Origin of the sequence: Photobacterium lucens, from assembly GCF_009873615.1 — a bacterium.
Taxonomy (GTDB): Bacteria; Pseudomonadota; Gammaproteobacteria; order Enterobacterales; family Vibrionaceae; genus Photobacterium; species Photobacterium lucens.
In genome coordinates this window covers 41,476-61,360 of record NZ_SSMG01000391.1, presented here as the reverse complement: position 1 = coordinate 61,360, position 19,885 = coordinate 41,476, and the positions used below count along the sequence as shown (strand labels likewise).

The following is a 19,885-nucleotide window of genomic DNA, read 5'->3' as shown; positions in this document are numbered from 1 at the left end:
TAATCCGTATGTCGCTGGTTCAAGTCCAGCAGGAGGAGCCAAATAAAAAAGCCCGCAAGCAATTGCGGGCTTTTTTACGTTTAAAATCTAGACGTTAATTAACAACTCATCTAATGATAAAGGTCTATTCACTATTCTTAGTTCGCTAATGTAACCGTAAAGAGGGTTATGTACTAAACCGTTAGAACATGAAGAACCAACGATCCAATTAGCACCTTCTTTTATAGCAAGCCCTGTGCTTTGTTCTGGATTACGCATGACGATGTAACCATCAATATACATATTGGTATTGATACCATCGTTAATAATAGCGATATGATACCATCTCATAAACTTGAGACTAAAAGACCACGCAGTCGTAGGATCTTGTTTTTTATTATCCATGGTTTCCCATTGGATCTCATGAAGGGAAGAAATCGCTAAAACAACGGCTGGATCTTCACCACCCTCGTCACGGAAATCATTTCGACTTGCTTGCTGGCATAAAATTCCCCCCCAACGTGACAAATCACTTTCCCAATCATCTGGTAATTGAAGGTAGGTTTCGATGGTGTAGCCTTGATCCCAATTATTAGCGCTGATTGCAGCGCCAAGGGTCGATAAGTATGCGCCAGTATCTTCAGCTTTATTACCTTTAAGCAGAACAGAACCTGTTGTATGTCCTTGTTCTGGTGATGAGTCAGAATATTCAAAATATTCTTTCAATGCACCTTGGTTGGCATCTCTTGGCATCATTTTAAAGTGGCTACCATTGCCTGAAAGGTCTTGGAATACAGAAGTTACGCTCCCTTCGTCATCTATTTTCATCATGTTTTCTTGATCGAATTTCCAATAACCAACCGTACCTTCAATAAGGCCTGGCATAGGTGTTAACTCACCTTGGTTTAAATTACTGAAGCGCTCCTCAAAATTCATCTCGAATTCGAAGTGGTTTGTTTCATCTGTTAATTCAGGTATATCAAATGGGTTACGTGCATCCTCTGGGATCGCCTGAACCCAAGGTGAGAATGAGCGAATAACTAGCTGATTGTTACCGTAATCAAAACCGACAGTTCGGAGCATGCCATTTCCTCCCCAATAATCAGCTTGGTAATCAACAACCATCATAAGTACGTCACGACCGTAAGCATTCTTAGCTACCATATTAGCTGCACCATGATGATGACCATTCATGGTGAGGAAGATCTGGTCATTTTTATGAATGAAATCGATCCAGAACTCGAAGCCTTTAGAGGTAATTAATGGACTTTTTCCATCACTATCAATATTTAACAGTTGATGGGTTGATAAAATTGCTGGGGTGTTAGGGTATTGATCGAGTAAGTTTTGAGCCCAATTGAATGTTGCTTCTGAAGGGTTCCAATCGATTGCAAAGACCAAAAACTCAGTGTTATTTTCCGGCTCTTTGAAAAGGTGACAACTATTGAAACCACATTCACTGACTGCGATACATGTGTTGATTTCAAATATTTTACTTTCAGGGAAGTGGTTTAAAAAAGGTTCATTGCTTTGGCGTTCATTGTCAAAATGATCACCGTTTTCAAGATCGTGATTACCACACAGAAGAGAGTAAGGTGTATTTTCTGATGCTCCTAAGATATCCATTGCCTTACAGGCGACATCCCATTCGGCTGGTTCATCGTAATGTTCCACTAAATCACCGAGGTGAATCGTGAATGGAATGTTTTCTTCTTTCCAATTATCTGCAACCCATTGGGTTTGAGAAAAATAACGTTCAGGGCTATTTTCAGAATATTTTTGCGTGTCAGGTAAAACGGCTAATTTCCAGTTTTGATGGACTTTCTTTTTTCCGTTGCCTGAGTTGTTGCTGGATTTACACCCAGTTAAATATGCTGCAACCATAGTTGCTGCTGTTCCCTTAAGGAATACTCTTCTGCTAATCATGCTTTATTGTGTTAATAATAGTATTGAAAAGCGTGATAGTGGCAAAAGTATATTGCATTTTTATTTACTATTATTAATTAAATATTAAATCTATCAATACGACATATTAGCGATAAGCACGAATTACAATTTTTTTTTAAAACACATTAACGTATTGAGTGATGGGTCGTGATCTTGCAATAAATACTGTTTGCTATTACAAAGCCCGTGTTTTTCTAATGTAGCTATCCAATAATCAATACCTTGAAAGTTTCTTAATTCTGCTTGATTGTCTAGCCAGCTGACATTGATCCCAGCATTAAACACGGTATGCACTAACGAGCAAAACGTGCGTTGCTGTGTTGTTTCCGCATCGTGATCTCGTAAGATAAAATAACTATCGGGTTTAAGTATTCGACAAATAGAAGCAATATAAGCGTCGAGTTTATCTGGCGGGCAGTGATGAAGCCCGATGTAGCAGGTGATCAGATCTAAACTATTATCTGCAATGATATTGTCAGGGATAGGATCATAATTATTGAGAGCGAAAAACTCACCAACCGGCTTAATACTGCCACGCTCTGCGATCTCTGCTAGTGAGTGATCGGGCATGACGTCATTAGAGATAAATACCTTGCCAGAGAGCTTCAGTGCTTTTTTCAACCCATGAACATAACGTCCTGTCGAGCCGATTTCTAAATACCCTTCAAGATGATGATTAGCTGGCAATATCGCTTGGGTTTGTTTGATCATTTCCCGTTTTTGTTTCGCTAAAGCGGGTAGCGCATAACGTATATCGCCCAGTGCTGGTTTAATATCAACTAGCGCATATTGAAGCTCTTCATAGATAGCTTCATCGTTATTAAATTGCTGACATGTATCGAGGATCAGCTGGTGGAATTGATGCTCTGTGTATAAGTGATAGATGTTTTGCAAAAACAGATAGAAATTATCTCGGTCTGAAATCGTGTTATAGACTTGACGAAATTCAGACTGATTAATCTCGTCAGGGCTAAATAATCGCTGATCGTCACTCTGGCGGTAGTATTTTTCCCATAAGCAATGGCGAAAGCGATAGTTGGGATCCCATTTCTCTTTTAATGTAAACAGTGCAGTTGCATTAGGGTAGGCACGATGAAATTGATCAAACCGAGCATGAGGCTGATAAGGCAGATAATAACAACCACCAGCATGAATAGCGGCTTCGATAAGCTCTCGAGTCCAAATTGCAACACGGGTTTGATCGGCAGGGCTTGCTCCTTGTTTGTAGTAAAGCACAAAGGCAAATACCTCTTCTCTTGCCCACGCAAGCAGGGTTCCCGGATCTTGTTTGGCATGACGAATTGAAATATTGACTGTGTTTACCGCATAACGCTTTAAGATCTCCGTCATGGCTGGGGTAAACTTTTCAATATTACCGACTGGAATAAAATACTCTTGCAAGACGTAGGTGGTTTTCTCTCGTGAGATTGGCTCTAACTCTGCCACATCATAATTGGCTTCATCATTGCGAGTCGTGATCTTGTTACGCCAATACAGCAAAGGCTCATAAATGTATTCTCGCAGCCAGTAACCAAAGGGCGCTTCTGTGATGGTCCATAGCATATATTTCTCTGCTAAATACAGCTTACGGGCTTTTCTTGGTGCAGCATTAACAGCTTTGTCGGTGCTTTCCCATGTGATCGCTTGCACCTTATCAAAATTAGGCGGCAGCATATCAGCGTTATGAAAAACAGCATCCGAGTTGGTTTTAATATTACGATTAAAAAAAGCAGGATATTGAGAAAGCGGCATTTTGGTATGCAATCGCTCAATATGACTATCAGTGGTGAGCGATAACTCGACTTCAACAATGATCCCAATCGCACCGTAACCACTAATGGTGCCATAGAATAGCTCACTGTGCTGCGTGGGAGAGGCAACAACGGCGGTGCCATCTTCTAATAACAGTAGGATTTCATTAACCGATAAAACCAAAGGCCCTAAACCAACATAGCGACCATGACAATTGACGCTCAGTGAGCCACCTACTGTGAAATTGGCATAGGTCTGCATGATTTTGACTGCCAGCCCATCATCTTTAATTGCTGCTTGTATATCTCGCCAACGAGCCCCAGCTTGAACACGGATTGTTTTGGCTTCGACATTAAGATCAAGAATGCGATTTAAACCTCGCATATCTATATGCAAAGAACCTTCATGGGCGATTTGTCCCCCCATACTATAACGTCCACCACCAATGGATATGGGTTTAGTGGTGGTGTTTAACATTGTTTGTAGCTGCTCTATTGTTCCTGGACTATAAACCTCATCCACTGCAATCGGGTAAAGCCGTGAAACTTCTTTGATGACATTGGTATAGTTTGGCTGCTGGCCTGCGTGAGCTTTATCGCTTAAGACATAACGCATTCTCAGCAAGATAGGTAAGCCATGCTGCTGATTGAGTGCTTCAGAGCCTGATTGTGACACTTGCGTAAAGCCGTAATCGTTATAGAAGCGAATAGCACCTTTATTGCACTCTGTCACATCTAACTCGATATAACGGTAACCTTGTTGTTTTAATTGCAGGCAAAGAGCATCAAGGATCGCCGTACCGATCCCTTGCCCACGGGCGGACTCACAAACCGCAATATTATTGATATAAAACGCTCCTTCTGAGGGTAAAGGTACATAGTCTTCTAGCGCGTTACGTACGGTTGTGAGCAGATGAGCTTTTAATGTTAGTGGTATTGCTATCAATAGCTGGATAGCGCCCATAAATTCTTGTTGTTTAAGCTGGTGGCGAGAATAGCCAAGCACCGCGCCTTTGATTTCGCTGTGTTGTGAATACGTCCAACCAAAGCGATAACTAAACAAACCACTAGAATGTGAATAGAGTTTTCGCAATACCGCTAATGCTGTGGCTTTATCGCCAAACATAAACTGCATCAGTTCATGGCTGCTGTCATAGATACAGTGGATAAGAGCGTCGCTATCAGACGGATTAGCGCGTTTGAGTGGGGATAATGAGGCTTGCTGTTGGGTCATAGTGTAATGCTTCCTATGCATGCCAAAGAAATGCTTCAGCTTTATAGTGAAAACAAGCAAGATCCAAGTGACTTAATAGCAGTATGTGTTGTTTTGGGATGGATGATTAAGCCTGTTGAAATATTTCGTGTGCTTGCAATACCGTATGGGATCAAATGTAAGTCTGGTTCATATTTAGTTTATTGTTAAATAAAAAGAATGAGACAGTCTTGCTGCTAAACGGATGAACAGATTGGTTCATAGTGGTATGATTATCGGCTGTTTTGCCTGTGATACTTGGATGAGTAATGAATTTTGACCGTATTGTGTGTTTCGACCTCGAAATGTGTTGTTGGAATGATGGCCGCACATCCAGAACCGGTGAAATCATCGAGATTGGAGTTGCCGAGCTGGATCTCAACACAGGAAAAATCGTTCGCAGAGCACAGCATTATGTGAGACCTGCCAAAGATGAAATCTCCCCGTTTTGTACTGAGCTAACCGGCATTAAGCCTGAAATTGTGGAAAAGAACGGTAAACCGCTTTCCGTGATCTTAAAATCGATCGAGCAGAAATTTGGTGGTCGCCATAAAATTTATGCCGCATGGGGACATGACGATCGTATTTTGAAAAAAGAGTGCTTAGCTAAAGATTTAAAAGTGCCGTTTCGAGAGTATTTGAACTTAGCAACCCTCTTTAAGCTGCAGCGTCATGTAACCAATAAGCGTTTAGGCCAACGTGCTGCGATGGAAATTGCAGGTGTTGAATGGGAAGGGCGTCAGCATTCAGGTTATGTGGATGCGTATAACTTGGCTCGCCTTGCAGCGACAATGTTTTGTGACAAAGAGTCCGATCAGGCTCAGTAATTGTTTGTTACCATCATTGAATGTGTTTTTGTAAAGCCGACTGATAAAGTCGGCTTTGTTGTTTATATACCCAAGTGACAGCCTTGTTCTTTTATTTATTAAAGAGTATTACCCAATGTCAGAACTTTATTCAAAACATGCCGTTAAGTACGATCAGGTGATCCAAGCAAATATCTACAATGCCATGTATGACTTTCCCATGATGAAGACACTAATTGGTGAGGTGCAAGGCAAAGATATTATCGATCTTGGTTGTGGCTCTGGGGTTTACGCCAACTATTTTGTTCAGCAGCAAGCAGGGCAAGTAACCTGTATTGATTATTCTGCAGAGATGATCGAATTAGTGAAAAACAAGCTGGGTAATAGGGTGAATGCTTACTCGCACAATGTAGCAGAAGGATTGCCTTTCGTTGCCGATCAAAGTGCAGATTTAGTCGTCAGTGCATTGATGATCCACTACCTTGAAGATTTAGCTGCACTTTGCCAAGAAGTCCATCGAGTACTCAAGCAAGGTGGAGAGTTTGTTTTTTCAACCCATCATCCGTTTGCTGATTTTGAATGTTCACTGTCTGGTAATTACTTTGAACGTGAGTTTATTCGTGAAACATGGGACACAGTAGGCGAGCCTGTTGAAGTGGCGTTTTATCGTCGCTCACTGGTGGAAATTACTCATGCGTTAACCGCTAACGGTTTTGTGATTACAGCATTAAGCGAAGGTGAGGTGTTGGAAGAAGCGAAAGCAATTTGTGAAAAGACGTATCAGTATTTAACCACTAAGCCTAACTTCTTGTTTGTTCGTGCTGTAAAAGCCTGATGTATTTCTCACCTCTCTACTTATCGAGAGAGGTGAGTACTTGCTACTCTTTGATCACTTGGGTACTTTCACCACGCTCTTGCTTATCTTGTTGCTGGGCAAAATCGGCAAGTTGTTGAAACTGAGTTGGCTGCCAAACAATGGCATTTTTAAGTGCTGGTGGTAGCTTGCTAAAGGTTGGTTCGTTGCCAACTTTGTGTAAATACAATTCAGCCCACTGAGTGCTGCTATCTCCGTTACTTAATTGGTTTGATAATGTCAGTGGGGTACCGCCTTTCACTCCATTAGGGTGTAACGTTAAGCCTAACTGATAGTCTCGTTTCATCACGACCCATTTTTGTGGTAAACGTGCTTCGTGATCCCACCATCGTCCATTTAGCTGCTGAATTTGGTGTTTAGTTTCTTGAGTTGAAACACTGCCTAATTGTTGTAACTGCGCGGCAAATGCTGTCGTCATCGCTTGGGCAAAGCCTTCTGGTGACAACTTAGGTTGTTGGGTTAACACTTGTTTAGCCGTAATAGCACCTAACATATTGGAATAGAGATCTTCGGGTGAAAAAGCTGAGACCAACTCAGGAAAGCCGATGATAGATTGATAGCCAAACCATTGGGCGATTTCATGCCATTGTGCTAAACGAAAAGCAAGTAATGCGGCAAGCGTTAGGCTGTATTCATGCCTTTCTTGCGTAGTAAGTGTTTGCTTACTTTCTTTAAGGCGAATATGGCGAGCACGTAATTCAGCAGGTAGGATAATACGATGATCTGTACCTAGATACTGGTGGATTTGCTGATATAAGTAGTAGGTAAAATCAGCGGTATCACGGACATGGGCGGTATCAATAAATCCGCCTTTTGTCGTGTAGATCAGCCCGTTAGTTTCATCACCCAACCCAAGTAAACTGGTGATCACGTTCTGAGAGCCATCATTGTAACGGTGTTTGCCGAGTCCTTTCTTATCAACAATATTTTCAACGGTAAAAAAAGGCACTGGTACCCCAAGCAACTCTGTTTTGAGATCTTGCCCAAAAGCACAGCAAGGACGCACCCCAACGGGCGCATCTAAAGCATGACTATAAGGACTCATGAGTAGAGCAATGAGGCTAAATCCTGCAAAAAATGGAGAGGTTATTTTCATTAAAAGGCTTCATTAATGTGAAAATAAAAACCTGAGCTGTCTTTACCAAGGGCATAATCAATACGAACATTGATCCGAGGCTTAAAAGCGAAACGATAGCCTACACCAAAGCTAGGCAATAACTTACTTGATAGTAATTGCTCACTTTTATTTGCAATATTACCGCCACCTAGCCAAGTCACCATACCATGACGATGATTAAAGCGATGTCGCCATTCTATTTGTCCTGATAGTAAATAACGATCACGGTATTGCCCTGTGTAGTAACCACGCATTCGTTCATCGTTACCCATCTCAGCATAGCCATACCAAGGAATATCACCATCTACTCGCTGCCCGTAGACATCCCAAGCCAGAATGTTATTGCTATCAAGTTGAACATATTGGCGGTAATTCAGGGTCAGGCGTGTGTAATTTTGATCAGAGCCTAATGCGGTTTTGTAATCGACCCATTCCGCAAACCACAATTGTCCACGGTATGGGTTGGGTTCAAAGTCTCGGCTGTCATATTCCAACGCAATGCTTATACCACTGCTTTGTTGATTTGAAAGTTTGTACTCACCAACCCCATTTGTCTTTTCTAAGGTTTGTTGTGAATAATGTTGATAGTCCCAACCTAAACTCACGTATTGATGAGGTAAAAACTGGTATGACACCTTTGGCGCAAGTTTGATTATCTGACCATTATACTCACGTTTATTGTTGTCGTTTTGTGCCGCAGCTTTTCCTACTCCCCAGTAATGTTGAGGGGAATGGCTGATCCATGCATCACAGATCAAGCGCAGTTTGTCTTGCTTTAAGTAGCTGCGATTTTCAACCCCTAAACCATAAGAGCCTGTTGAGGAGATGTAGGATTTGATTGCCAAGGTGGAATATGGTGTCTCTGGCGTCCAGTCGTTAGGTGAGTAAAGTCCTACTGCCGCCATACCAAACCCTACCCCTTGTTCTGGGTTAGCAAACGGCCCTGGCAATACTCCCCAATCAATACCTTCTGAAGTATCAATTGTTTCACTTGAACCAAGTTTTTCCAGCAGTTGATCTACCCAGCCGGACTGTGTTGTTTCAGCATGGGCTAGGTAAGAAAAGCTACTAACAATCAATAACGGGGAAAGCTGCCAAGGTTTCATGGTTGATCTCTGACCTAAAAACGAAAATCAATGGAGGTGAAAATACTGGTACGATCGCCAAAGCCGGCTTCAGCCAAAAAGTACAAACTTGGGCTGACTTGATATTGCATACCTACGATTGGGTTCCAAGGTGTCGACAGTTGTTGCTCGATATGGAAAGTGCCATCTTTCACTAAAGGATGTAATGCTGCGGGTAAATCTAAATCGGTGAGTTTTCCTGATAAAGATTGCTCAACGTTTTGATACATAGCGCCACCCCAAACTCGTAGTGGTACGCCTTGTTGATAAAAGTCGTAACCGATACGAGGACTGATCACCCATGCTGATATACTGCCGTCGATGACGGTTAGCTCAGTTTCGGTATAGCTAATATCAACTAAGCCAAAGATTTGCTTATATCCCCCCGCCAGTACTACACCACCACCATATAAGTAACCATCGAGATCAAGCTTGAAGTTATCTATACGACCTTTAATGTGGTGATCTGGACGATTGGGGAGTAAAGGCTTAATAGCAACATCGTAGTTTACTGCGGTCTCTGATGTGCCCGTCATCTTGCCACCGAGTACATACAGGTTCAGAAACGGAAATAACCACATATCAGCACGTAGGGTAACGACTTCACTGGTTTGTGAGCCTTGTTCAGCTTGCATATCGATATTACGCACAAAAGAAGGCAGTTCTAGACCATTAAAACCAATGCTCGTCACGTCAATGTTTTGCTCTAACGCCATGTAGCTTAAGTTAAAACCAATCGGTTTTGGGAGTTCATAGCCAAGAGCTTCCGCTTTTTCTTTCCAAAGAGGGAGAGTAAAAGATTGAGCGTAAGAGAAAGAAGAAGCTAACGTTAAGCTACCGAGCAGAAGAGAGTGCGTTAATCGCATGTGTGCTATGCCCATAAAAAGAGATAATGGCGCGCATTCTAAAGGGCTATTTTTATCTAGTATACGTAATAGCATGGCTATAACGTAACCAGATGTAACATAACTATACCTTTTTGTTTATAGGGCGATTTTATTTGCCATTTACTGCTTGCTTGTGGCGGAAATCACAGAATTAAACCTAAGTGTATTTCCGCTATGTTCGCTTTCCTTTTTGCCTGATTTGATAAAACACTGATTTATATATGGTTAATAAAAAAACTATGACATAGATCTGTTGTTTCTTTCCATTTCCACTTTGAAATGGAAATCAATCATCTACACATTAATGCAGCGTATTAATATGATGACTGCATTCAATAAGTGGTGACACTTATATTACTAAGGAGAGATAGAGTGTCTGGAAATAATTATTCGGTCGATTACAGTATTTATGAATTGGAATGCGAAGAAACCTATAAAAAAGCAATTTCACTTTTAAAAGAAAATAATATTTTTCCTGATGCTATTCAGCAACAAATGTTATTTACACACTTAAAAGCAATGGTTATTCGCTCTTATACAAAAGAGTCGCTACCAGAAATTGAAGTCGATATGTTTGAAGATATTTCCCCGCTATCTCATCAATTATCAGCAGATGTGGTTTCTTGGTTCCCTACCTTAGCGTACGAAGAAACCTATTTATTATCAGTCCACTTTGAAGTGGCAAAAGAAAACGAATTGACGTGTGAATTAGGAGCGTAATTATGACAACTATTAAAGTAGTGATCGGTGATCGTTTAGGTAAAGGTCAAAAAGTAGGTTTGGGTGTGGAAGCGGCTGGTGGCTCAGTGACTGTGATCCCTGGTATGGCAGCAGATATGAAGCTGGGTGATGTGATGCATCAAGAGCAAGCAGACTTCGGTATTTCATTCTGTGGTAGCGGTGGTGCAGGTGCAATTACGGCACAAACTAAATACGGTTACAAAGCACGTTACGGTATGCGTTCTGTTGAAGAAGGGGTAACGGCAATTAATGAAGGTTGTAATGTTTTAGGCTTTGGCTTTATGGATAAAGAAGAGCTAGGTCAAAAGTTAGTTGAAGCGTTTATTAAAAAGCATCACGGTTAATATGAAAAAATCTATTACTACGACGGTTGAAGTTAGTGGTAAAGGAAATACAAAACAATCAGCTTTTAGTTCTGCACTAAATAATGTTCAAAAAACAATTCTAAAAGAAACTAATAACGTTATTTTACGAATTGAACCCGTGGATGTTGAAATAATAAGTGCAGAACATAAAAAGACAACTGAGAAGTTTATGTTCTTTTTCTTACCACGAGAAAAATCTATTTATTCCATCACTATTAATGTCACAGTAAATATTACATTAATAGAAACAGATGAATTAAATTTCGAACAAATCTAATTATTAGCTACGAACATTATTTGTGTCTACATATAAAGGTATATAAATGTTCTTCATTATTTTAATAAAGTCACTAATTATTGGTGCATTAGTGGGTGTCGGTGTGGGTGTCGGCGCTGCTCGTATGTATCACGCTCCAACTATTCAAGGTATGGGCGCATTCCGTACCTTAGGGGAATTAAACTCGTGTGAAGGGGATCCAGCTTCTCACTTCTCTTTCGGTTTAGGCTTTTTCTTCAATGCTTGGGCATCATCAGTTGCTGCTGGTGCATTCACTCAAGACGTTGATCACCGCATCTTACCGAACTGGGGCGCAGCCGCATTGATGGTGAAAAACCGTGATGTTACCCAAACCCTACATGATCCGAAGAAGATGGGTATTGCCTGCGGCATCATCGGTATGATCGTCGTGGCATTTCTTAACTCAACCGCATCTGCAGTTCCTGAAAGCTTGCAAATTACCGCCGTTAAAGTGCTGGTACCAGCTGCAAATATGCTGGTTAACGTAGCAATGCCGGTGATCTTCTGGTTAGCAGCGATTGAAGCTGGTAAACGCTCTGGTTTTTGGGCAACGATTTTCGGTGGTTTGGCACAAATGATCATGGGTAACGCCGTACCTGGTTTGGTACTGGGTATCTTGATTGGTAAAGGTGTCGAAGACAGTGGCTGGAATAAAGTCACGAAAAGCATGTTGTTTGCCGTTATCACACTGTTTGTTCTAAGTGGTTTCTTCCGTGGCTTTGATATTGCGGTATTAGAATCCTTTAGCCTAACTGTGCCTGATTGGCTGCATTACATCCACGGAAGTATCAGCGGTAAATAACCGAGTCGGAGTTGAAGAAAATGGACGATAAATTAAAGAATAATTTTTGGTACGCTGACTGGTCTTTCCCATTCTTTGTTGGCTTGCTGTCATCAGGTGTTTTTGCTGGTACACACATGTACTACCTCTACGGTATCGGTGCTTTTAACGAGGTGGCTTTTGTTGCCATGTTAAGAGCGGGTATGGATACCGGTGTTTACGGTGCCGTAGCGGCGTTTGGTGCAAGTTTCCTTTTTGCTCGCATCATTGAAGGCTCACTGGTGGGTATCTTAGATATCGGTGGTGCGATTCAAACCGGTATTGGTTTAGGTGTACCAGCACTACTATTAGGCGCAGGTATTGTATACCCACTTGAAAACTTTGCAGCTTCACTGGTTGTGGGGTTCTTCCTTGGTGTCGCTATTGGCTATGTGATCATCTTAGCGCGTAAGTACACCATCAACCAAAGTAACTCGACTTACGGTGCCGATGTCATGATGGGCGCAGGTAACTCATCGGGTCGCTTCTTAGGTCCTCTGATTGTGTTATCAGCAATTGCAGCATCACTACCAATCGGTATTGGCTCTTTAATCGGTGCGCTTGCTTTCTATCAATGGAACAAACCTATTACAGGTGGTGCGATTATCGGTGCAATGGTGTTTGGTTCACTGTTCCCTGTTGCTATCAGTTAATCCTTGAAAGGTTGTGCTCTGCATGTTGGGTGCAGAGCACAATAAAGGCAAAGCAATGTATGACGTATTAATTAAGCAAGGCAAGTTAGTGAGTGGCGAAGTGGTGGATGTTGCGGTTCTGAACGGCAAGATTGCAGCACAGGGTCAGCTGAATGTAACAGCAAAAAAGGTGGTGGATTTAGCGGGTGATTTTTATATCAGCGCAGGATGGATTGATGGTCATACCCATTGTTATTCCAAATCACCAATTTATAACGATGAACCGGACTTAGTCGGGGTTGAGACTGGCGTTACCACCGTGATTGATGCTGGTAGCGTAGGTGCCGATGATGTGGATGATTTCTATCACTGTTGTCAGCAAGTAAAAACCAATGTTTACAGTATCTTAAATATTTCTCGAATTGGTTTGCTGCGACAAAACGAATTAGCCGATATGGCAGATATTGATGGTGAGTTAGTGAAACAAGCCGTCAATCAGTATCCCGACTTTATCGTTGGGATCAAAGCCCGAATGAGTGGCAGTGTGGTGGAAGCCAATGGTTTAAAACCGTTGATCAAAGCTAAAGAAATCCAACGTGATCAATGCCCATTACCTTTGATGGTACACATTGGTAATAACCCACCTAATTTAGATGACGTAGCGGATTTATTAGGTGAAGGGGACATCATTACCCATTGCTATAACGGCAAACCGAATCGCATTTTAACGGCAGAAGGTGAATTAAAACCGTCGATGCAACGTGCACTTGAGCGTGGCGTGAAACTCGATGTGGGACACGGTGGGGCAAGTTTTAGTTTTGCAGTAGCCGAGCAAGCGATTAAACAAGGGATTTACCCTGACATGATCAGCTCTGATATTTATTGTAAGAATCGTATTCATGGCCCGGTGCGCAGTCTCGCTCACATTATGGATAAGTTTTTAGCGATTGGTTTACCGCTACAACAAGTGATTGATTGCGTCACAGTAAACGCTGCCAAGTTACTGAAATTAGAAAATAAAGGGCAGTTAGAAATCGGCAAAGATGCAGATTTAACGTTTTTCCATTTAAACACTGAAACCGTTGAGCTGGTGGATTCTGACAATGATCAGCGCAGTGGCAAGACGAGCTTAAAACCTGCCGCAGCCATGGTTGCTGGCAAGATCATGGCGACAAATTACGGAGTAGGATTCGATGTCTTCAATTCATGAGAAATACCAATTAAAAGAAGTCATTAATGCGTCAGGTCGTATGACTATTTTAGGTGTTTCGACACCAACAGAAACCGTGATGGATGCGGTGCGTGATGGTCTTGGCCAGTATTTTGAAATGAAAGATCTGGTGGTGAAAACCGGTGCTTACATTGCCAAGTTGCTCAATGTAGAAGATGCGATTGTGGTTTCTTGTGCCTCTGCGGGAATCGCTCAATCTGTGGCTGCAGTGATTGTGAAAGACGATCCGTATTTACTCGAAAATCTACACGCTCACGCTCATAACGTGGCGTCAGAAATTGTGATGCCAAAAGGCCACAACGTTAACTTTGGTGCACCAGTCGGCACCATGGTGACATTAGGTGGTGGCACACTAAAAGAAGCGGGCTATGCCAATGAGTGTTCGCCTGCTCAGTTAGCCGCCATGATCTCCCCGCAAACAGCTGCGATTTTATACATCAAATCTCATCACTGTGTACAAAAGAGCATCTTATCCGTCGCAGAAGCGGCAGCCGTTGCCAAACAGCATAACTTACCTTTGATTGTGGATGCCGCAGCCGAAGAAGATTTGCAGTGTTACTACAACATGGGCGCTGATCTGGTGATTTACAGTGGTGCAAAAGCCATTGAAGGGCCAACCAGTGGCTTAGTGGTGGGACGTAGCCAATACATTGGATGGGTGCGTAAGCAGTCACTAGGTATCGGGCGTGCGATGAAAGTCGGTAAAGAAGGTATTTTAGGTTTAACCCATGCCATTACCGAGTACCTGCAAACAGAAAAAGAAACGGGTCAGCAAATGGTCGCCAAAATGGAACACTTTGTGGCGCAGTTAAATACCCTTAACGGCATTGATAGCCGTGTGGTTTGGGACAGTGCAGGACGTGACATTGCACGTGCAGAAATCCGTTTTAATGAAACGGTACTCGCAATGACAACGCCTGAGATTGTGGCACGACTTCAGGGCGGTGATCCTGCCATTTATTGTCGTGGCTACAAAGCCAATGACGGCATCATCGAAATTGATGTACGCAGTGTCACAAGCGCACAACTTGACGTTATTTATCAGAATATTAAAGCATTATTTTAAATTTGTAAGAGAACACCACTATGTCATTGAAAGCAAAATTCTACAAAAACCGCGTATGTTTAAACGTGCTGGCTGGCTCTATTGATAACGCTGCAGAAATCTATGATGCCGCAGAAGGTCATGTTTTAGTTGGCGTACTATCTAAGAACTACCCTGATGTACAAACAGCGGTGGAAGAGATGAAAAAATACAGCGATAAGATCAATAACGCTGTATCTGTTGGTCTAGGTGCTGGCGATCCAAACCAATCGATGATGGTTTCGCTGATCTCTCAGCATATTCAGCCACAACACATTAATCAGGTATTTACAGGCGTGGCAACCAGCCGTGCATTAGTTGGTCAAGATCAAAGCATTGTGAACGGCTTAATTTCACCAACGGGCACTGTGGGTATGGTGAAGATCTCAACCGGTCCTCTAAGCTCATGCAATAAAGAAGCGATCGTACCTGTGGAATCAGCGATTGCGATGCTGAAAGACATGGGCGGTAGCTCAGTGAAATACTTCCCAATGGGCGGTTTAGAAACCCGTGAAGAGTTCGCCTATGTTGCAAAAGCATGTGCTGAGCAAGACTTCTGGTTAGAGCCAACGGGCGGGATTGATTTAGAAAACTTTGAAGAGATCATGCAAATTGCGCTAGATGCGGGTGTCACTAAGATCATTCCACATATCTACAGCTCAATTATCGATAAAGAAACGGGCAATACTCGCCCTGAAGATGTACGTACTTTACTTGAGATGACTAAGAACTTGTTAAAGTAACGTGATCGGATTTAACGGGCCGGAAACGGTCCGTTAATATTTGTAAGTCTATGAAATATTGTGAAACAGTTAATATTTAGAAACCAATGTGAATATGATCGAGCTCTTATGACGCATTGTTTTCAAATGTTAGCCTCCGTAGTTAAACGGACATCATTTAACGGATTATTCAATGATTCAATTCCCTTATCCTCGCCTTAATTTAATTTTTGATGCACTGCTGAACCAAACGTTACCTCAGCAAGAGTTAGCGCAACGTTTTGATGTATCTACCAGAACGATCCGCACTGATATTTCAGCATTAAATGACACCTTAGCGCACTACGGTGCTCAGTTGTTATTGCGTCGAGGGGAAGGGTATTACATTGATATTTACGATCAGCAACGTTACAGCAATATCACCCAACAAACCCAACAAATGAAGCAGTCACCACGCAGTGTTAAAGATCGGGTGACACATTTGATGCTACGTTTATTGAACCAGCAAGATGGCTGTAAATTGGATGATTTAGCTAATCAGTGGTTTGTCAGTCGGACTTGTTTGCAAGCCGATATGACTGAAGTGCGTGAGTTGTTTCAGTCTTACCATTTAGAGATCGACAGCAAGCCCCATTACGGGCTGTTTGTGTTTGGTAAAGAGTCATCAATACGTGCCTGTATTGCCCATATCTTGTTTCAATTTAAGTCATCAGATCCGACGTTTATCAATTTGTGTGAGCTGTTTTACCCTGAGTGTGATTTTACTCAATTAGAGCAACCTCTTTTAACGGCCATGCAGCAGCACAGTATTAATTTGACCGATGAAGGGCTACATCAATTAACGGTTTACTGTGGCGTAGCGATCAGCCGTTTAAAACGAGGCTTAGGTTGCGATCAAACGCCTTGTGCTAATGTGCCCAATAATGCATTAGCGGCAGCTGAAGAAATTGCAGCGTTAATGGCTTCTGAAACTCAAACGACCATCGATCCTTGTGAGATAAATCATCTAGCGATCCAAATTGCTGCTCGTCGTGTCACAGGGATCAAACATTGGCATGTGGAAAATCGTAATGACAGTGATGCCGATGCGTTTATTGATCATTTACTGGTCTTTATTAACGATCACTTTAATTACAACCTGCTCAATGATCCGCAGCTAAAGCATGATCTTTTGGCGCATGTACACCCAATGTTACTGCGTGTTGAGCATCAAATTACGATAGCTAATCCACTGGCTGAGCATATAAAGCGTTATTATCCGCTTGCTTATGATATGACGGTGGGGGCGGTATCAAGCTGGGACGGGCGACAAATTCCGGATGGTGAAATTAGCTTTTTAGTGATGCATATTGGTGTTGGTATAGAACGTAACTATGTGCAGAAAAATGAAAGGCAGCCAACCGTGTTATTGGTGTGTGATTCAGGAACGTCAGTGATCCGGATGTTGGAATCACAATTGCTTAAAGCGATCCCGCAGTTGGTGATCCATAAAATGCACTCGATCCGTGAATATGATGCGTTGCATGAAGTTACCGAAGACTTTGTCATTTCTACTGAAAAGTTGGCGGTAAAAAATAAGCCGACCATGGAATTTTCACCGATCGCAAGTACCTTTCAATTAGAGCAATTGAATAAACTGGTGCATGAGAACCGTAACCATATTAATGCGTTAGGTAAGTTCTTTCAGCCGAGTTTCTTTTCTCGTATTGAAACACCAATGACCCAACATCAGCTTTTTGCACAATTGTCGGCAGAGTTAGAAGCAAAAGGGATCGTGCCAAGTCATTTCTATCCTTCAGTGATTGAGCGTGAAAATATTACCTCGACCATGTTAGGTGAAGGTATAGCGATCCCGCATTCACTTGGTCTGTGTGCTAAGCAAAGTGCGGTTTATACTGTTCTTGCTCCGCAAGGGATCGAGTGGGGAGACGGGAAACATGCCTATGTGATTTTCCTCTTTGCGATTAATAAAGATGATTATGAAGAAGCCATGGGGCTTTATGATCTCTTTGTCACCTTAATGAAGAGTAAAGCGGTTGATCAGTTACTGACATGTCATTCATTTGAGCACTTTACCCATGTCGCTAATGAGTGCTGGAATAGCTGCAAAAAAGATTGGTAATTTATCACCTGTGAGTGGTTGTTATAACAGAAGGAAATAATGTGATTATTCGTTTAATGGAAGAGGCTGATTTACAGCAAGCAGCACAGGTGCATCAACAGGCGTTTGTGCGTCAGCAACGCTCTTATGAGTGGATCAAATGTAATTTTAATGCTGCTCCACGTTTTTTAAATTTTGTCGCAGAGCTTAATGGTGAAGTGGTGGGTTACATTGTGTGGGGGCAAAAAAGCGGTTTTCGCCCTGAAGTGATTTTAGAACTAGAGCAGCTTGCCGTTTTACCTAGTCATCACAACCAAGGGATTGCGACACAACTGATCACTCAATCGCTACCACAAGTGAAACAGCTATTAGCGGAGCAAGACAGTAAATTAAAGCACATTATGGTCAATACTCGTGCAGATAACTATGCGCAACAGATCTATCAGAAGCTATTAGGTGCAGAAGTGGAAATGACGATCAAATCGCTCTACTCCGCCGATGAAGTGTTTATGATCGCCCGTAACGTTTGCCCGAACTAATACTGCTTTTCACTTTATCTCAACGCCGTATTTGCCCTCATATCTAAACAAGATAGCCGTTAAACTGGCTATCTTGTTTTGTTTTAGGCTTTATTATCAGTAAAGGCGTTTTATCGGTGAGAAAGCATATGTCGCATCAGTTAGAAGAATTGGATCTCAATTTAATACGGTTATTAAAAGCGGTGGTGGAACATCGCAGTATTAAATTGGCAGCGATGCAGTTAGGGATCTCACAGCCAAGTGCCAGCCGTGGCGTGGTGAGGCTTAAACAGTTCTTTAATGATCCGCTGTTTGTGCGCAAAGCCCACGGGGTTGAGCCATCCCCCCTTGCGATCCGTCTGGCTGATGAATTTGACAACATCTTAGCGCCAATAGAAAAAGTGTTACTGGAGTTCTCTGAATTTAAGCCAGAAACCTATCAAGGCTCGATTTCTATTGTGGTTGATCCCTATTTGATGGATGAGCACGGTCAGCACTTATTATCTTACTGCCATAAAGCGTTTCCACAGGCGTCATTGGTATTTTCGAATTGGGATAGCATCAGTCAAGATGACATGTTGGAAGGCAAAGTCGATTACTGCATTCTGGATCAAGAAACGGACATTGCGAAAGACATTTACATGCAGCCACTCTTTAAGGAAAAGCGAGTGATCTTGGCGAAAAAAGATCATCCGACACTTCAGCTAGATAGTAATGATTGGGCATCGGTGGCGTCATTACCATTAGTCTCTCTGCCAGCACCTGCCGCTTATAAGCCGTTGTGTACCGTTGAATCTGAATATCAGCGCATGGGTTATGAGCCAAAAGTGTTACTCAAAACCTTCAATTTACGGGTCGCTTGCCAAATGCTGTTAGAAACCAATGCGATCATGTTTGCCAGTGAAAGTACTGCCGATTTAATGTCGGAACTACGTGCCTATCCGATGCCTATAGTGAACCGTAATTTCAGTCATTTTGTGGTCTCTGGCGGTTATCTTCAAACTCACCGTAATTATCCGCTTTACCAACATTTACATCAGGTGATACAGGCTGCCTTCGGTTAAATGTTTTGATCATTTGTGTTTCATTTCCCCATAAAGAGATATTCAAAACTGAATATCTCAATTACCTATTGCGTTTTTGTGCTCTGCGGTAATCTTGCTAGTAGATACATTAACTTTATGTATTTTCACTACGAGAATGCGTGAAATTTGATGCTATCTACCTAAAAAATAGCATAGCGGAGTCAATCATGTGGTTAGCACGGATATTCTTATTATTAGCCATTGCCGCAGAAGTGGCGGGCACCAGTACCATGAGCCTTATTTCCAGTGAAGGGGGAAATTGGGGTTACTGGGTGATGTATGCACTGATTTGTGTGTCGTATTTCTTCTTATCATTGGCAGCGAAAAAGATCGCTATTGGTGTGGCCTATGCGGTTTGGGAAGGGCTAGGTATTGCGCTTATTACAATGGTTTCGGTGTTTGTGTTTGATGCGCAGTTAAATACACAAGAGCTGATAGGTTTAGCCATGGCAACCGTCGGGATCGTATTAGTGACACTCGGTGAAAGCCATAACGATAACAATCATAAAAGTCATTCACCCACCAGCGTGTCGGCATAACAACAGGAGGCA

At 42.2% G+C, this 19,885-nt stretch carries 19 protein-coding genes; 14 read left to right on the top strand and 5 right to left on the bottom strand.

Features of this window, described 5'->3' with window-relative positions; translation table 11 throughout:
• Nucleotides 1-87: 87 nt before the first annotated feature.
• On the bottom strand, nt 88-1,863 hold the full coding sequence (locus E5A76_RS16270; RefSeq protein WP_161117809.1) for a LamG-like jellyroll fold domain-containing protein: 1,776 nt from the start codon (nt 1,861-1,863) through the stop codon (nt 88-90).
• Between the two features lie 165 nt (nt 1,864-2,028).
• Complete coding sequence (locus tag E5A76_RS16265) at nt 2,029-4,911, bottom strand: GNAT family N-acetyltransferase (RefSeq protein WP_161119554.1); 2,883 nt, start codon at nt 4,909-4,911, stop codon at nt 2,029-2,031.
• 287 nt (nt 4,912-5,198) lie between these two features.
• Here E5A76_RS16265 and E5A76_RS16260 point away from each other — a divergent pair, with 287 nt between their 5' ends.
• Together E5A76_RS16260 and E5A76_RS16255 are read left to right on the top strand one after the other, a co-directional pair.
• Complete coding sequence (locus E5A76_RS16260; protein ID WP_008988559.1) at nt 5,199-5,756, top strand: 3'-5' exonuclease; 558 nt, start codon at nt 5,199-5,201, stop codon at nt 5,754-5,756.
• Nucleotides 5,757-5,871: 115 nt separating this feature from the next.
• Nucleotides 5,872-6,570, top strand: a complete 699-nt coding sequence (locus tag E5A76_RS16255) for a class I SAM-dependent methyltransferase (RefSeq protein ID WP_161119553.1) — start codon at nt 5,872-5,874, stop codon at nt 6,568-6,570.
• A 43-nt stretch (nt 6,571-6,613) separates the two neighbouring features.
• Here E5A76_RS16255 and E5A76_RS16250 read toward each other — a convergent pair whose 3' ends face one another.
• The 3 genes from E5A76_RS16250 to E5A76_RS16240 are packed head-to-tail and all read right to left on the bottom strand — an operon-like array spanning nt 6,614 to nt 9,716.
• Nucleotides 6,614-7,705, bottom strand: coding sequence for a DUF4056 domain-containing protein (locus E5A76_RS16250; protein ID WP_161119552.1), 1,092 nt, complete (start codon nt 7,703-7,705; stop codon nt 6,614-6,616).
• Complete coding sequence (locus tag E5A76_RS16245) at nt 7,705-8,832, bottom strand: BamA/TamA family outer membrane protein (RefSeq protein WP_161119551.1); 1,128 nt, start codon at nt 8,830-8,832, stop codon at nt 7,705-7,707. Before E5A76_RS16245 ends, E5A76_RS16250 begins: the two co-directional genes overlap by 1 nt.
• Before the next feature lie 14 nt (nt 8,833-8,846).
• Nucleotides 8,847-9,716, bottom strand: coding sequence for a TonB-dependent receptor (locus E5A76_RS16240; RefSeq protein WP_161119550.1), 870 nt, complete (start codon nt 9,714-9,716; stop codon nt 8,847-8,849).
• Between the two features lie 393 nt (nt 9,717-10,109).
• On the opposite strand from E5A76_RS16240, the gene E5A76_RS16235 reads away from it, so the two are divergent.
• The 12 genes from E5A76_RS16235 to E5A76_RS16180 all read left to right on the top strand — a co-directional run bounded on the left by E5A76_RS16235 (nt 10,110) and on the right by E5A76_RS16180 (nt 19,873).
• The gene (locus E5A76_RS16235) at nt 10,110-10,457 is read left to right on the top strand and encodes a transcriptional regulator (protein ID WP_107217188.1); all 348 of its coding nucleotides are present in this window, start codon (nt 10,110-10,112) and stop codon (nt 10,455-10,457) included.
• A gap of 2 nt (nt 10,458-10,459) precedes the next feature.
• Complete coding sequence (locus tag E5A76_RS16230) at nt 10,460-10,822, top strand: glycine-rich SFCGS family protein (RefSeq protein ID WP_053986716.1); 363 nt, start codon at nt 10,460-10,462, stop codon at nt 10,820-10,822.
• Between the two features lies 1 nt (nt 10,823).
• Nucleotides 10,824-11,120: a DUF4312 family protein gene (locus E5A76_RS16225; RefSeq protein WP_161119549.1), complete on the top strand. Its 297-nt coding sequence runs from the start codon at nt 10,824-10,826 to the stop codon at nt 11,118-11,120.
• A 46-nt stretch (nt 11,121-11,166) separates the two neighbouring features.
• A complete protein-coding gene (locus tag E5A76_RS16220) occupies nt 11,167-11,943 on the top strand; it encodes a DUF4311 domain-containing protein (protein ID WP_107291428.1) in 777 nt (258 codons plus the stop codon).
• 20 nt (nt 11,944-11,963) lie between these two features.
• Nucleotides 11,964-12,614: a DUF4310 family protein gene (locus tag E5A76_RS16215; RefSeq protein ID WP_053986713.1), complete on the top strand. Its 651-nt coding sequence runs from the start codon at nt 11,964-11,966 to the stop codon at nt 12,612-12,614.
• Nucleotides 12,615-12,669: 55 nt separating this feature from the next.
• Nucleotides 12,670-13,803, top strand: a complete 1,134-nt coding sequence (locus E5A76_RS16210) for an amidohydrolase/deacetylase family metallohydrolase (RefSeq protein ID WP_161119557.1) — start codon at nt 12,670-12,672, stop codon at nt 13,801-13,803.
• Entirely contained in the window at nt 13,787-14,890 is a 1,104-nt protein-coding gene (locus E5A76_RS16205; RefSeq protein ID WP_161119548.1) for a DgaE family pyridoxal phosphate-dependent ammonia lyase, read from the top strand. The genes E5A76_RS16210 and E5A76_RS16205 overlap by 17 nt, the downstream gene beginning before the upstream one ends.
• Nucleotides 14,891-14,910: 20 nt before the next feature.
• On the top strand, nt 14,911-15,651 hold the full coding sequence (gene dagF / locus E5A76_RS16200; protein WP_053986711.1) for a 2-dehydro-3-deoxy-phosphogluconate aldolase: 741 nt from the start codon (nt 14,911-14,913) through the stop codon (nt 15,649-15,651).
• A 172-nt stretch (nt 15,652-15,823) separates the two neighbouring features.
• Complete coding sequence (locus tag E5A76_RS16195) at nt 15,824-17,752, top strand: BglG family transcription antiterminator (protein WP_161119547.1); 1,929 nt, start codon at nt 15,824-15,826, stop codon at nt 17,750-17,752.
• Nucleotides 17,753-17,808: 56 nt separating this feature from the next.
• The gene (locus tag E5A76_RS16190) at nt 17,809-18,270 is read left to right on the top strand and encodes a GNAT family N-acetyltransferase (RefSeq protein ID WP_187695667.1); all 462 of its coding nucleotides are present in this window, start codon (nt 17,809-17,811) and stop codon (nt 18,268-18,270) included.
• A 128-nt stretch (nt 18,271-18,398) separates the two neighbouring features.
• Nucleotides 18,399-19,313, top strand: a complete 915-nt coding sequence (locus tag E5A76_RS16185; RefSeq protein WP_053986708.1) for a LysR family transcriptional regulator — start codon at nt 18,399-18,401, stop codon at nt 19,311-19,313.
• Between the two features lie 188 nt (nt 19,314-19,501).
• A complete protein-coding gene (locus tag E5A76_RS16180; RefSeq protein ID WP_107166490.1) occupies nt 19,502-19,873 on the top strand; it encodes an SMR family transporter in 372 nt (123 codons plus the stop codon).
• Nucleotides 19,874-19,885 lie beyond the last annotated feature (12 nt).

Bases quoted from the DNA above. Each gene is read 5' to 3' on its own strand.
- E5A76_RS16250 (WP_161119552.1), bottom strand. From the start codon at position 7,705: ATGAAAATAACCTCTCCATTTTTTGCAGGATTTAGCCTCATTGCTCTA.
- E5A76_RS16265 (WP_161119554.1), bottom strand. From the start codon at position 4,911: ATGACCCAACAGCAAGCCTCATTATCCCCACTCAAACGCGCTAATCCG.
- E5A76_RS16245 (WP_161119551.1), bottom strand. From the start codon at position 8,832: ATGAAACCTTGGCAGCTTTCCCCGTTATTGATTGTTAGTAGCTTTTCT.
- E5A76_RS16240 (WP_161119550.1), bottom strand. From the start codon at position 9,716: ATGCGATTAACGCACTCTCTTCTGCTCGGTAGCTTAACGTTAGCTTCT.
- E5A76_RS16210 (WP_161119557.1), top strand. From the start codon at position 12,670: ATGTATGACGTATTAATTAAGCAAGGCAAGTTAGTGAGTGGCGAAGTG.
- dagF (WP_053986711.1), top strand. From the start codon at position 14,911: ATGTCATTGAAAGCAAAATTCTACAAAAACCGCGTATGTTTAAACGTG.
- E5A76_RS16190 (WP_187695667.1), top strand. From the start codon at position 17,809: ATGGAAGAGGCTGATTTACAGCAAGCAGCACAGGTGCATCAACAGGCG.
- E5A76_RS16270 (WP_161117809.1), bottom strand. From the start codon at position 1,863: ATGGTTGCAGCATATTTAACTGGGTGTAAATCCAGCAACAACTCAGGC.
- E5A76_RS16220 (WP_107291428.1), top strand. From the start codon at position 11,167: ATGTTCTTCATTATTTTAATAAAGTCACTAATTATTGGTGCATTAGTG.
- E5A76_RS16215 (WP_053986713.1), top strand. From the start codon at position 11,964: ATGGACGATAAATTAAAGAATAATTTTTGGTACGCTGACTGGTCTTTC.
- E5A76_RS16225 (WP_161119549.1), top strand. From the start codon at position 10,824: ATGAAAAAATCTATTACTACGACGGTTGAAGTTAGTGGTAAAGGAAAT.
- E5A76_RS16195 (WP_161119547.1), top strand. From the start codon at position 15,824: ATGATTCAATTCCCTTATCCTCGCCTTAATTTAATTTTTGATGCACTG.
- E5A76_RS16205 (WP_161119548.1), top strand. From the start codon at position 13,787: ATGTCTTCAATTCATGAGAAATACCAATTAAAAGAAGTCATTAATGCG.
- E5A76_RS16255 (WP_161119553.1), top strand. From the start codon at position 5,872: ATGTCAGAACTTTATTCAAAACATGCCGTTAAGTACGATCAGGTGATC.
- E5A76_RS16260 (WP_008988559.1), top strand. From the start codon at position 5,199: ATGAATTTTGACCGTATTGTGTGTTTCGACCTCGAAATGTGTTGTTGG.
- E5A76_RS16230 (WP_053986716.1), top strand. From the start codon at position 10,460: ATGACAACTATTAAAGTAGTGATCGGTGATCGTTTAGGTAAAGGTCAA.
- E5A76_RS16185 (WP_053986708.1), top strand. From the start codon at position 18,399: ATGTCGCATCAGTTAGAAGAATTGGATCTCAATTTAATACGGTTATTA.
- E5A76_RS16180 (WP_107166490.1), top strand. From the start codon at position 19,502: ATGTGGTTAGCACGGATATTCTTATTATTAGCCATTGCCGCAGAAGTG.